This is a genomic window from Marinobacter sp. ANT_B65, assembly GCF_002407605.1.
Classification (GTDB): Bacteria; Pseudomonadota; Gammaproteobacteria; order Pseudomonadales; family Oleiphilaceae; genus Marinobacter.
This window is the reverse complement of sequence record NZ_NXGV01000002.1, coordinates 602,675-615,312: the sequence shown is the minus strand read 5'-3', so window position 1 is coordinate 615,312 and position 12,638 is coordinate 602,675. Positions and strand designations below refer to the sequence as shown.

Here is a 12,638-nt window from a genome sequence, read left to right as displayed (position 1 = left end):
TTTCTGTCGGAAAAAAATGTCTGAGCAAAGCGAGTTGTTTTTTCCGACAGAAAGACCACCCGCACCCAGCCAACCCCCCGGCGTCGATGCACTCAGGGGCCGGCTTGAATTACAGAGGCCTTAGAGCTCGCCGAACTTCTTCCCTTCAGCAACCAGCTTCTTCAGCAAATCCGCAGGTTCCCACTGCTCACCGCCTACAGTACCCTGATACTTCTCCACGGCAGCCAGAATCACATCCAGGCCAACCTCGTCCGCCCAGAACATAGGGCCACCACGATAAGCCGGGAAGCCATAGCCATAAATCCAGACCACATCAATATCCAGAGCCCGGTCAGCAATGCCCTCTTCCAGAATCTTGGCAGCCTCATTCACCATCACATACATGCAGCGCTCAAGAATCTCCTGGTCCGTAATCTCCCGGGAGCTGATGCCCTGCTCCTTGCGGAAAGCCTCAATAATCTGCTCCACCTCAGGATCCGGAATGGGCTTGCGGCTGCCCTCTTCGTACTTGTAAACACCGGCCATGGTTTTCTGGCCAAGGCGGTTCTGCTCGGCAAGCCTGTCCATCCAGCTCGCATCTACCTGTTCACCGGCCTTGCGGCGTTCTTCGCGAATCCGGTAGCCAACGTCAATGCCAGCCAGGTCCGACATGGCAAACTGACCCATGGGATAACCCAGGTCCGTCAACACCTTATCAACCTGTTGTGGCGTAGCGCCTTCATTGACCAGAGCCATGGCCTCGGCACCGCGTCTGTGCAGCATGCGATTACCCACAAAGCCGTGACAGTTGCCAACCAGTACACCCACTTTCTTGATTTTCTTGGCAACGGCCATCACCGTCGCTTTTACTTCATCAGAAGTCTTGCTGCCACGAACGTTCTCCAGCAGCTTCATGACGTTAGCCGGGCTGAAGAAGTGCATGCCCACAACGTCTTCAGGACGTTTGGTGGCAGATGCAATCTCATCGACGTCCAGAGTGGAGGTATTGGAAGCCAGAATAGCCCCGGGCTTGCACACTGAGTCCAGCTTCGCAAAGATCTCTTTTTTCACAGCCATGTTTTCAAACACAGCCTCAATTACCAGGTCCACATCTTTGAAATCGTCGTAGTCCAGGCTGCCGGTGATCAGCGCCATCCGGTCTTCCACCTGTTGCGAGGTTAGGCGGCCCTTCTTCGCAGAGTTTTCATAGTTCTTGCGGATAATGCCCAGCCCTTTATCCAGAGCTTCCTGCTTCATTTCCACAATAGTGACCGGGATACCGACGTTGGCGAAGTTCATGGCGATACCACCGCCCATGGTGCCTGCACCGATTACACCGACACTGTTCACATCACGTACCGGAGTATCTTTCGACAATCCTTTGATCTTGGAAACTTCACGCTCTGCAAAGAATGAATGAATCAGACCATTGCGCTGGGATGATCCCATGCACTCCATAAACAGTTCGCGCTCGCGCTTCATTCCCTCAGCAAACGGCAGGTTAAATGCCGCCTCAACAGCATCAACACATTTGAAAGGAGAAAACTGACCACGAGCCTTCTTTTGCAGTACGGCACGGAACTTGTCGAATACATCACTACCCTTGTCCGCCGCAACCTTGTCCGTCAGTTCACGAACCCGGCGCACCGGGCGCCCCTCATCCGCAACCTTTTGTGCAAAGGCGAGGCCCGCAGCTTTAACATCATTACCTTCGTCAACAGCGTCCACGATACCCAATGCCAGGGCGTCTTTAGCGCCGACAAACTCACCAGAGGTAATCATCTCCAGCGCTTTCTGGGCACCAGTCAGACGTGGTAAACGCTGAGTACCACCGGCTCCTGGCAACAAGCCAAGCTTCACTTCCGGCAGGCCGACTTTAGCGCTGCTCAGTGCAACCCGGTAATGGCAGCCAAGGGCCGTTTCCAGACCGCCACCCAGCGCAGTACCGTGAATAGCGGCAACCAGAGGCTTGTCACTGTTTTCATATTGTTCAACGACTGCGGGCAGCCCGGGTTCCTGCATGGGCTTGCCAAATTCGCGGATATCAGCACCTGCGATGAAAGTGCGGCCGTCACACACCAGCAAAAGCACCTTGGCTTCTGAGTCCTCCTGCCCCTGTTCCAGAGCGGCAACCAGACCAGAACGCACCGCATGACTGAGGGCGTTCACTGGCGGGTAGTTCACGGTAATCACGCCAATAGCGCCTTCACGACTATAAGTTACGACCTCAGACATCTTTTCTCCCTCGCTTTATATGAAATGTAGTTTTAACAAGCGAAACATAAGTACGATTTAATACAAATTCGCCCCGGGTTTCAACCACCATTTAAAACAGGCACAAAAAAACCGCAGAACAAGTCCTGCGGTTTTTCTTAAGCCCAAGGCCGGCCTTCTCATCCGGAAACCGGGTCAAACCCCTAAGGATTCAATGTCACTTGCCAGCATCGCCAGCTGGTGAGCAATAGAATCCCGAAGCTTTTCGGCCGGAACCAGATAAGACGGCGCAGCGCATGTCAATGTCATGATAGTGCCGTCCTGCAGGTGAACCGGCACGCCAGCGGAGTTGATATTACGGTCCCACTCACCGATTGAAAGGCAGAAGCCATGTTTCTTGTAATCCTCCATGGCACGATCCAGCCCTTCCTTCTTCTCGGGCCACGACTCGGGGCCATATTTCTGCGCCATCGAGTCCTCGATAATCTTGCGCCCCTTCTCTGCAATCGCACAGTAGTAGGCCCTGCCTGCTGACGTAGTCGCCATAGGCAACTTGATTCCGATATCCATGCGCAGAAGCGAAGCTTCCGGAGGCAGGCGGTTTTCAACATAGATCATATGAAGCCGGTCCCGGCAGGTCAGACCCACGGACATATTGGTCTGACGCGCAAACTCATCCATATAGGGCTTGGCTAACTGACGGACCTTCAGGTTGGACACGTAGGCATAACCCAGTGCCAGCACGCCAGAGCTGAGCTGATACTTTTCCAGCTGAGCGTTATAGCTGAGATATCCCAACTTGGTCAGGGTATATGTCATACGGGATACAGTCGGCTTGGGCAGATTGGTAAGCCGGGCAATATCCTGATTACCAAGAATCACCGAACCTTGACTGAAGGCACGCAACACATTCAGACCACGGGACAGCGCCTCGACGAATTTCCGATCCTTCTCCGGCTTCACCGGTTCGCCGTCACCAGGAGCAACTATCGGCTCCGGTGCAGTGGCTTTTCCTTTTGGCATAATGTGGCGTCCTCCAATAACGTCGCCTGTTCCCGGATTTCGGGCTATAGATACGTGTGTATATAATGTGTGCAACATTTTAATCGTTGAAGATTGCAAGTACCACAAACTCTGGTCAAAACTTGTACCTAAAAATGAAACATTGTGGCTTCTGCCTGAGCACTGCGTCCCAAAAGCTGCAAACAATGAGCAATCATTGGTACATTATTTTGCCTGTCAGAACAAACAGCCTCTGAAACACCCCTTACAGAACTTCCGGTAAAACAAAAATCTCCAACGCCAGAAGAACCAGCAACAATGGCACTGCTATCAGCACAAACACGCCATTCCAGCGAAAAGCGACTACCCACCGGGGCACCTGACCAAAACGGGAGAGCAGCATGGCCGACGGCCCGAAGGGCGAAATCATCATCGCCAGCGAAAAGCCAATAACCAGAGCGACCGCCATCAAAACCGGATCCATCCCTTCTGCAACAAGTTGAGGCAGAAGACCTGCCTGAACACTGAGCACTGTAATCGGAATAATCCCGATCATTGATAGCAGCGGCAGAATGAGCATGCCAGCGACAGCAAGCACCCACATTCCGCCAGCGGAAGTTGCAAGCCCACTCAGGGAATCCTCCGGAATCACGCTGGATATGGACACCCCGAGAATCGCCGATGCGGCAAAAATGGCCATTTCATTATTCATGGCTGAAATCTGGGTAACACTCTCCTTGAGCACTACCTTTGGCGACTTCTCCTGCCAGACCATATAAAGAAGAGTAATGGATGGAACGGCCATCATGGCGGCAACGGACACTTTAAAATCAGTGAACGCGACAATGGCAACCATCACAATAAACAGGACCAGGATCAGCCCCAACAACAGGAGAGTGCCGGGAGGCCACTGTTCCAAAGCCACCCGCTCGCTACTGACCCGCCGGAAACGACGTTGCTCCAGCAACCAGCCAACCGCAATAAGAACCCCTGAAGCCGCAAGGCCATAGGGTAAAAGCAGAGACCAGCTTATCTGAGGCAGTTCGCGGGCAAGTATGGCTACGGCGACACTGGTTGGCGCCACCAGGGGAACAAGAGCAAAACCACGAAGCGCACTGATCAGAACGCTGCGCAGCCATTGCAAACGGGATTCACCGGTAATTCCCCGCTCCCGAAGGGTTTCGGAGAGGCTGCCACACAACAGACTCATCATCCCGAAACTCAACACTGAGGCTATGCCACAGCTAACCACAGCATACTTCGGATATAACCAGAATGCGCGACCACCCAACAGGACATCGTGAATACGGCTCAGCACTTCAAAGCGCCGCACCAGGCACTGCATCATCCCCAGGCTTCCAAGGAATGCGGCGTAAAACGCGGCATCGGCAGAGGCTTTGATCAACCGGTCCAGGCCCAACTGCCCCTGAACGGAGAACCACCCGGTGACTGCCAGGGCAACCAGCAACAAAACCCGGGAATATGTCTGCAAACGCGCACCCGCCCACAGAAAGCAGATAACAAACAGCACCCCTGCAACTGCACTGAGCGGAGTGCAGGAAAAGCCTATAGCGATCAGCTCCATCAATACTGCAAACGGTAACAGCCAACGATCTGCACTGCTCATGCCTGCCCTACCCTCGTCAATATGACGCCGACAAAGATGCTCTCTGCTTGCATTTCACACACACCCGGATTAGTCTTTTGCCAAGTCAATACAAAACTCAGTTTCGCTTAATGAAACTATGCTAGCACAAATGACAAAGCAGCTCGGAATCTTTTATCCCTGAGCACTCTTTCCCGGATTCTGTACTGAGCCCGAAAGAAAGAGGCACTGAGGCTTTGATTAAACGGGCTAATAACTGATTTTACGAAGGAGAAACAACATGGCTTCTGCACCTTGGGATGACCTGCTGCAATTTGACAAACAACTGGATGAAACTGAGCGCCAGGTACGGGACAGTATTCGCAGTTTCTGTGACCAACGCCTTATGCCGGGTATCACAGAAGCCAACCGCCATGAAAAATTCGACCGTAAAATCTTCAACGATATGGGCGAACTTGGCATGCTCGGCGCCACCCTGCCGGAAGAATACGGCGGCCCGGGCCTGAACCACGTCTGTTACGGATTGATTGCCCGTGAGGTGGAGCGTGTTGACTCTGCCTATCGTTCTGCCCTGAGCGTTCAGTCCTCACTGGTTATCCACCCGATTTACGCCTTCGGCCAGGAAGCTCTGAAAAAGCGCATCCTGCCCAAACTCGCCTCTGGCGAAATGGTTGGCTGCTTTGGTCTGACTGAGCCCAACCACGGATCCGATCCGGGCAGCATGGAAACCCGTGCCAAAAAAGTTGACGGCGGCTATCTGCTGAGCGGCTCCAAAACCTGGATCACCAACTCCCCTATTGCGGACGTGTGCGTCATCTGGGCCAAGCTGGACGGAAAAGTAAACGGTTTTGTTATTGAACGCGAAGGCTCCAAAGGTCTGGACACACCGAAAATCCAGGGCAAGTTCTCGCTACGGGCATCAGAGACTGGCTCCATCTTTATGGATGAAGTGTTCGTACCAGAAGAAAACAAGCTGGAAGTTGATGGTTTGAGAGGCCCCTTCAGCTGTCTGAACAAGGCCCGCTTCGGTATCAGCTGGGGATCTCTGGGTGCAGCTGAATTCTGCTGGCACGCAGCCCGCAATTACACCCTTGAGCGCAAGCAGTTTGGCCGCCCTCTGGCCGCCAACCAGCTGATCCAGAAGAAGCTGGTAGACATGCAGACTGAAATCACTCTGGGCCTGCAGGCAGCCCTGCAACTGGGCCGCATGATGGATGACGGCAGCATCACTCCGGATGCGATCTCCCTGCTGAAACGTAACAACTGCGGCAAAGCCCTGGATATCGCCCGGGTTGCCCGCGATATGCACGGCGGCAACGGCATCTCGGACGAATACCACGTAATCCGTCACGTCATGAACCTTGAAGCCGTCAATACTTATGAAGGTACCCATGATGTTCACGCACTGATTCTTGGCCGTGGACAGACTGGTATCGCAGCGTTTAGCTGAAATCATAAAGCCCAACACAAGAGGCTACTCAATGAACATGAACTACACCTCCGAGGAGCTCGCTTTCCGCGACGAAGTGCGAGCGTTTCTGGACGAGAAACTGCCGGCAGACATTGCCGAAAAAGTGAAGGGTTTCCGTCACCTGACAAAAGAAGACCATCAGCGCTGGCAACAGATTCTCTGCAAGCAAGGCTGGTACGCCTCACACTGGCCGGAAGAGTATGGTGGTGTGAAATGGACGCCGGTTCAGAAGCATATCTGGGATGAGGAATCCTGCCGGTATGGCGCGCCCCGCTCTATCCCGTTTGGTGTGAACATGGTGGCGCCGGTTATCATCCGGTTCGGCAATGAAGAACAGAAACAGACCTACCTGCCCCGCATTCTCAGTGGCGAAGACTGGTGGTGTCAGGGCTATTCCGAACCTGGAGCAGGATCAGACCTGGCGTCACTGAAAACCCGGGCTGTACGCCAGGGCGATCACTATATTGTGAATGGCCAGAAGACCTGGACCACCCTGGGCCAGTACGCCAACATGATTTTCTGCCTGGTACGCACCAATACCGAGGTGAAAGCTCAGGCGGGCATATCCTTCCTGCTGATTGATATGAACACACCGGGCATCACCGTGCGCCCGATCATCACCCTGGATGGCGCCCACGAAGTGAACGAAGTCTTCTTTGAAGACGTGAAAGTTCCGGTTGAGAATCTGGTAGGTGAAGAAGACAAAGGCTGGACCTACGCCAAATTCCTTCTCACTTATGAGCGCACTGGTCTTGCAGGCATTGGCCTGTCCAAAGCCGCGCTGTCTCATCTCAAGGAACTTGCCTCCCGTCGCCTCAAGAATGGCCGGCCGCTGATTGAAGACACATCCTTCAGCCAGCGCATTGCCAAAATCGAGATTGACCTTACGGCAGCAGCGATCAGCAACCTTCGCATTATTGCCTCGGTTGAAGGCGGCGGTGTTCCCGGGGCTGAAAGCTCCATGCTGAAAGTAAAGGGTACCGAGATTCGCCAGTCCATTAACGACCTGGCGCGCCGGGCCATCGGCCCTTACGCCATTCCATTTGTGGCAGAAGAACTGAGCCTCGAGCATGAAGGCGAATTCCTGTCAGACGAGAATGCAGCACCTCTGTCAGCCTACTACTTCAATAACCGCAAGCTCTCGATTTTCGGCGGATCCAACGAGATCCAGAAGAATATCGTTTCGAAAATGATTCTTGGGCTTTAAGGAGGCGACCATGGATTTCCGACTCAATGAAGAGCAGCAGATGCTGCAGGACACCGTGGCGCGCCTGGTGCGCGGTGAATACAGCTTTGAAAAACGCCTGGAGTTCAGCGAAACCGACGCAGGGTTCAGCGTAGATTTCTGGAAGCAACTCGGCGAACTGGGGCTGACAGCTGTGCCCTTCCCGGAAGAGCTGGGAGGCTTCGGTGGTACCGGCGTAGAAGTACAGTCGGTTATGACCGAACTGGGCCGGGGCCTGTGCCTGGAACCATACCTGCAGTCTGTTATTTTCGGCGGAGGCCTTATCAGCCAGGCCGGCGACGACAGCCAGAAAGAAGCCTGGCTTGAGGGTATTGCCAGTGGCGGTCTGCAGGCAGCGGTTGCTCTTCAGGAGCCCCAGAGTTTCTACAATCTGAACGATGTGGAAACCCGCGCCGAGAAAAATGACAAAGGCTACCTCCTTAATGGTCGCAAGGCCGTAGTGATTGGCGGGCATTGTGCTGACCTCATTCTTGTATCCGCCCGCACCTCTGGCGATACCTCTGATGCCAACGGCATCAGCCTGTTCGCTTTAAAGGCCGACACAGCAGGAATCGAGCGCAGGGTTTACCCGACCATTGACGGTTTCAAAGGTTGCGACCTTACCCTGAACAACGTTCAGGTAGATGCCGGAGCCCTGCTGGGCGAAGAAGGCAACGCCTCCGGGGTGATTGAGTATCAGTCAGGCCGTGCCATCGCAGCGCTGTGTGCAGAGGCTGTCGGTGTTATGGAAACCGCCAACGAGTTGACTCTGGACTACCTCAAGCAGCGCAAGCAGTTCGGTGTGCCTATCGGTAAGTTCCAGGTTCTGCAGCACCGTATGGTCGACATGATGTCCGAACTGGAACAGGCCCGTTCCATGGCTATTCTCGCCGCCAGTGTGGCAAACGAAGAACAGAGCGATGAGCGTCGCCGAGTGCTGTCTGCGGCTAAAAACATTATTGGCCGCAGCGGACAGTTTATTTCCGAACAGGGCGTTCAGTCCCATGGCGGCATTGGTATGACATGGGAGTATAACTTTGCCCATTACGCCAAGCGCCTGATCATGATCAACCACCAGCTGGGTGACGACGATTTCCATCTGGAGCGCTACGCCTCCCTTTTACAGGCAAGCTAAACTCCTGATCAGTGAGCCAGAGACCTCTTTCTTATCAGTCGGGGGTCTCTTTTTGGGGGTGGCTTGCCACCCCCTTTTTTTATGGGCAGTCAAAAAAGGTGAACAACATGAAAAAAGACACCTCGAATACCGAAGCGAAAGCGCTACGCGATGCAGAATGGCAGGTTCGCAGTGAACTGGCGGCCGCTTACCGTCTTGTCGCCCTGTTCGGGTGGGACGATCTGGTTTTTACCCACCTTTCGGCCCGGGTACCTGGCCCCGAACATCATTTTCTGATCAACCCATATGGCCTGCTGTTCCATGAAATCACTGCATCCTCTCTGGTGAAGGTAGACCAGGAAGGGCAGGTGGTGGAATCCGGAGGCCTTGGCCGGGTAAACCCTGCAGGCTTTACCATCCACAGTGCCGTGCATATGGGCCGCGACGATGCCGGTGCGGTTATGCACCTCCATGCGCCAGACGGTGTCGCAGTTTCAGCCCACAGAGACGGCCTGCTGCCTCTGAGCCAGACCGCCATGCTTTGCCTTGAACACCTGAGTTACCACGATTACGAAGGCGTGGCGCTGAATCTGGACGAACGTGAACGCCTGATCAGGGATCTTGGAGACAAATCCATGATGATGCTGCGCAACCACGGTGTTCTGACTGCGGGTAAAGACGTGCCGGAAACCTTTACTTACCTGTACTTCCTGATGAAAGCCTGCGAGATCCAGGTCAAAGCCCAGAGTTGCGGCCCGGTGTGTATGCCCTCCAAAGAGGCCATACAGACTACCGCAGAGCAGTCACAATCCCTGGGTCGTGCCGCTGCACTCACCTGGCCGGCACTGCTGCGCCTTCTCGACAGCAAAAACCCCGGTTACGCAGTATAAAAAGGAGGCAACATGAAGGAAATACCGCTCGGTAATCTGGCTGACTATAAGGGCAAGCTATGTTGCTACAGCCCCTGGCTTACAATTACCCAGGAAATGATCGGGGCATTTGCCGATGCCACAGGTGATCATCAGTGGATTCATGTAGACGTGGAGAGGGCAAAGCGAGAGTCACCCTGGAAGAGCCCGGTTGCACATGGTTATCTGACAGTGTCGCTGATCCCCCGGCTTAACCCTCAGGCTCTGCGGGTAACCGGAACCACCGCCACCATCAATTACGGCTCAAACAAACTGCGCTTCCCGGCAGCTGTGCCGGTTGGCTCGGAGATCCGTACCAGAATCGAACTGATCGACGTGACACCTGCAGGCGACAACAGAACCCTCGCAGCCTACAAAACCACAATAGAAATAAAGGGACAGGACAAGCCGGCCTGCGTGACAGAAAATCTCGCCATGTATGTGGCCTGAGCAACACTGAGTTTTTCAGGGCCCGGGAAACGGGCCCTGAAAACAACCCGGTGACTATTCCCTACCTTCCAATGCGGCCCGCATTTTCAGAGTAACGAGCACCGTATTCAGGTGAGGTACAGCAATGCCGTGACTTTTGGCCAGTGCCACAACATTGCCCAGCACTGCCTCCCGCTCAATCGGGCGATCATTCAGATAGTCCAGCGCCATGCTGTTCTTGTATGCAGGCATTTTGCGGGTACCGTCAATGTTCTGATCGATCAACTCGTCAGCCATCGGGTAGCCTTCCGCTGCTGCCACATCCATCACCTCCCGCATCATCGCCCGGATCAGCTCTTCACCGCCCTCGGTATCCAGAATGCTTCGGGTATCCGCACCATTGGCAATAACAGACAAAGGGTTGAACGGAGTATTCCAGAGACACTTGCGCCAGCGCTCGCCCACCACCCGTTCAGTCAGATCGACCCTGATACCACCCTCTGTAAACAGCTGCGACAAAGTCTGGCAGTTTTCATCCACACCTTCCGGGTAGCGCCCCATTACCAGCTTGCCATAAGCCTTGTGCTCAATTACTCCTGACTCTGTGCGGCTCGCGGCAATAAATGCCAGGCAGCTTAAAAGAGGATTGTCCGGATAGGCGTCGGCCATCTCCTTCTCAATATCCAGACCATTTTCAATCAGTACCAGACGGGTATTCTCACCCATCCAGGGCGCAACCAGAGCAACCCGATCCACACCGGGCAGAACTTTCACACAAAGAATCAGAAAGTCAGGTGCTTCATCAGGCAGGTCGCCATCGCGGTATACATGATCAGGCTTGTAGGACAGGTCTCCGAGTGGGCTTGTGATGGAAATACCCCTGGCTTTGACGGCGTCATAGTCAGATCGCAACACAGTGCTCACAGAGCAACCTGCCCGCTTCAGAATGGCCCCATAGAAGCCGCCGATAGCTCCCGCACCAACAATCAGAATACTGGGTTTGTTGTTCATGACCCCTCCCTTCCTTTCCATTCTTCTTCCTGCAGCGCACGCCACATCAGCTTGCCCGTAGGAGATTTGGGTAAAGCAGTCACAAATTCAACCAGGGTAGGTACCTTGTAGACGGCCATATGTTCTCTGCACCAACTGGTAATATCTTCGACGCTGGTGCTCGCCTCGGCTTCAGGCGTCAGCACAATGCAGGCTTTCACCGTTTCACCACGCTTGGGATCTGGCGCCGAGATAATGCATACCTCATGAATAGCCGGGTGGCGGTACATCAGGGCCTCAACTTCCGACGGCCAGACTTTGAACCCGGAGGCGTTGATCATCCGCTTAAGGCGATCAACCATGAAGAAATATCCCTCTTCATCGTAATACGCCAGATCACCAGTACGGAAGAAACGCTTGCCGTCAATTTCTATGAACGCCGCATCGGTTTCAGCAGGCCGGTTCCAGTAACCAAGGGTAACCTGCGGACCACAGGAAACGATCTCGCCGGTTTCCCCCGGGCCCAGCTCTTTCAATGTCTCTGGATCAATAATCCGGCTGTCCACATCAAACACGGGGATGCCCAGACACTGGGCTTTGGGATGCGCGTTAGGATTTATGTGGGTTGCGGCCATGGTTTCTGACATGCCGTACCCTTCGATGTAATCAAGCCCCGTCAGCCTCTTCAGTTTTTCTGCAACGGCAGCAGGCATGGCGGCGCCTCCGCCACCAATCATGCTGAGGCTGGACAGGTCGTAGTTGCCAATATCCGGGTTGGAGAGGAAATCCACGGCCATGGTAACGATGTTGGTCCAGGCAGTGACCTTATAGCGTTCAATAAGCCTTGAGGCAGTTGTGCGATCCCAGCGCGTCATGATCACTGCTGCGGATCCCGAAAAAATTGGCCCGTTCATGGAACCTGTCATGCCTGTTACGTGGAAAAATGGCAAGGTTGCCAGCTGCACGCTGTTGGCGGTGCTCAGATTCCAGAAAACCCGGTGTACTGTCGTCGCCATTACCGAGCGATGGGTGTGCATACAACCCTTGGGCGCACCGGTCGTGCCGGAACTGTATGGAAACACCGCCAGGTCTTCCGGACCCGCTGTATGTTCCGAAGGACTATGGCCGGCCGCCATAGCCTGTTCCCAGCTCACCAGACCAGGAATCTCACCGGACCAGGCTGGTGCGGCTACCTCTGCGGGAAGGTCAAGATCAGTATCAGGCTTGATATAGGTGCTGTACGAGGCCACCACAACCTGTTCCAGATCGGTTGTTTCCAGCAGTGGAGATATATAGTCGACAAGTTCCTGGCCCGCCATGCATATAGCCGAGCCAGTATCCGCAATATAGTGCTCCAGCTCTGAAGCCCGGTTCATCGGGTTCACCGGAATCACGATCGCATCCGCACGCAGAATCGCGTAATAGGAAATTACATACTGAGGTGAGTTCTGCATATACAGCAGTACCCGATCACCTTTTTTCACACCCTGCGCCTGCAGGTATCCAGCCATCGCCTCCACCTCTGCCAACAGGCGACGGTATGTCATAGGTTCGTCATAGAAAATAATGGCTGTATGGTCAGGGTAGCGCAATGCCGAAATTTCCAGGTTGGTGAAAACGCTGGTGTTCGGCAGAGTCAGGGTCTTGGGCAACTCTTTAGGCCAGACGGCATAATGGCGTGTGAACATGGTTATTGTTCT

10 protein-coding genes are annotated in these 12,638 nt (G+C 54.2%); 5 read left to right on the top strand and 5 right to left on the bottom strand.

Translation table 11 applies throughout. The annotated features are described in order from the left end of the window. Positions 1 to 120 precede the first annotated feature (120 nt). The 3 genes from CPA50_RS12935 to CPA50_RS12925 form a co-directional block, all read right to left on the bottom strand. On the bottom strand, positions 121 to 2,214 hold the full coding sequence (locus tag CPA50_RS12935) for a 3-hydroxyacyl-CoA dehydrogenase NAD-binding domain-containing protein (RefSeq protein ID WP_096782919.1): 2,094 nt from the start codon (positions 2,212 to 2,214) through the stop codon (positions 121 to 123). Between the two features lie 174 nt (positions 2,215 to 2,388). After that, positions 2,389 to 3,216 carry an IclR family transcriptional regulator gene (locus tag CPA50_RS12930; RefSeq protein ID WP_096782918.1) on the bottom strand — a complete coding sequence of 276 codons (828 nt, stop codon included), beginning with the start codon at positions 3,214 to 3,216 and terminating at the stop codon, positions 2,389 to 2,391. Positions 3,217 to 3,460: 244 nt separating this feature from the next. Continuing rightward, entirely contained in the window at positions 3,461 to 4,822 is a 1,362-nt protein-coding gene (locus CPA50_RS12925; protein ID WP_096782917.1) for a hypothetical protein, read from the bottom strand. A 259-nt stretch (positions 4,823 to 5,081) separates the two neighbouring features. On the opposite strand from CPA50_RS12925, the gene CPA50_RS12920 reads away from it, so the two are divergent. The 5 genes from CPA50_RS12920 (at position 5,082) to CPA50_RS12900 (ending at position 9,969) form a co-directional block, all read left to right on the top strand. Next, a complete protein-coding gene (locus CPA50_RS12920) occupies positions 5,082 to 6,251 on the top strand; it encodes an acyl-CoA dehydrogenase (RefSeq protein WP_096782916.1) in 1,170 nt (389 codons plus the stop codon). 31 nt (positions 6,252 to 6,282) lie between these two features. Next, a complete protein-coding gene (locus CPA50_RS12915; protein ID WP_096782915.1) occupies positions 6,283 to 7,479 on the top strand; it encodes an acyl-CoA dehydrogenase family protein in 1,197 nt (398 codons plus the stop codon). Positions 7,480 to 7,489: 10 nt separating this feature from the next. Continuing rightward, positions 7,490 to 8,632 (top strand): acyl-CoA dehydrogenase family protein, encoded by a 1,143-nt coding sequence (locus CPA50_RS12910; protein WP_096782914.1) that lies wholly within the window; start codon positions 7,490 to 7,492, stop codon positions 8,630 to 8,632. 107 nt (positions 8,633 to 8,739) lie between these two features. Beyond that, positions 8,740 to 9,501 (top strand): class II aldolase/adducin family protein, encoded by a 762-nt coding sequence (locus CPA50_RS12905; RefSeq protein ID WP_096782913.1) that lies wholly within the window; start codon positions 8,740 to 8,742, stop codon positions 9,499 to 9,501. A 12-nt stretch (positions 9,502 to 9,513) separates the two neighbouring features. Continuing rightward, on the top strand, positions 9,514 to 9,969 hold the full coding sequence (locus tag CPA50_RS12900; RefSeq protein ID WP_096782912.1) for a MaoC family dehydratase: 456 nt from the start codon (positions 9,514 to 9,516) through the stop codon (positions 9,967 to 9,969). Positions 9,970 to 10,023: 54 nt separating this feature from the next. On the opposite strand, the gene CPA50_RS12895 is transcribed toward CPA50_RS12900, so the two are convergent. Then, on the bottom strand, positions 10,024 to 10,959 hold the full coding sequence (locus CPA50_RS12895; protein ID WP_096782911.1) for a ketopantoate reductase family protein: 936 nt from the start codon (positions 10,957 to 10,959) through the stop codon (positions 10,024 to 10,026). Further along, the gene (locus tag CPA50_RS12890; RefSeq protein ID WP_096782910.1) at positions 10,956 to 12,626 is read right to left on the bottom strand and encodes a long-chain fatty acid--CoA ligase; all 1,671 of its coding nucleotides are present in this window, start codon (positions 12,624 to 12,626) and stop codon (positions 10,956 to 10,958) included. The genes CPA50_RS12895 and CPA50_RS12890 overlap by 4 nt, the downstream gene beginning before the upstream one ends. Between the last annotated feature and the right edge of the window lie 12 nt (positions 12,627 to 12,638).

Excerpts from the sequence above, each read along its gene's own strand:
- CPA50_RS12915 (WP_096782915.1), top strand. The coding sequence starts at position 6,283 with ATGAACATGAACTACACCTCCGAGGAGCTCGCTTTCCGCGACGAAGTG.
- CPA50_RS12895 (WP_096782911.1), bottom strand. The coding sequence starts at position 10,959 with ATGAACAACAAACCCAGTATTCTGATTGTTGGTGCGGGAGCTATCGGC.
- CPA50_RS12935 (WP_096782919.1), bottom strand. The coding sequence starts at position 2,214 with ATGTCTGAGGTCGTAACTTATAGTCGTGAAGGCGCTATTGGCGTGATT.
- CPA50_RS12930 (WP_096782918.1), bottom strand. The coding sequence starts at position 3,216 with ATGCCAAAAGGAAAAGCCACTGCACCGGAGCCGATAGTTGCTCCTGGT.
- CPA50_RS12910 (WP_096782914.1), top strand. The coding sequence starts at position 7,490 with ATGGATTTCCGACTCAATGAAGAGCAGCAGATGCTGCAGGACACCGTG.
- CPA50_RS12905 (WP_096782913.1), top strand. The coding sequence starts at position 8,740 with ATGAAAAAAGACACCTCGAATACCGAAGCGAAAGCGCTACGCGATGCA.
- CPA50_RS12925 (WP_096782917.1), bottom strand. The coding sequence starts at position 4,822 with ATGAGCAGTGCAGATCGTTGGCTGTTACCGTTTGCAGTATTGATGGAG.
- CPA50_RS12900 (WP_096782912.1), top strand. The coding sequence starts at position 9,514 with ATGAAGGAAATACCGCTCGGTAATCTGGCTGACTATAAGGGCAAGCTA.
- CPA50_RS12890 (WP_096782910.1), bottom strand. The coding sequence starts at position 12,626 with ATGTTCACACGCCATTATGCCGTCTGGCCTAAAGAGTTGCCCAAGACC.
- CPA50_RS12920 (WP_096782916.1), top strand. The coding sequence starts at position 5,082 with ATGGCTTCTGCACCTTGGGATGACCTGCTGCAATTTGACAAACAACTG.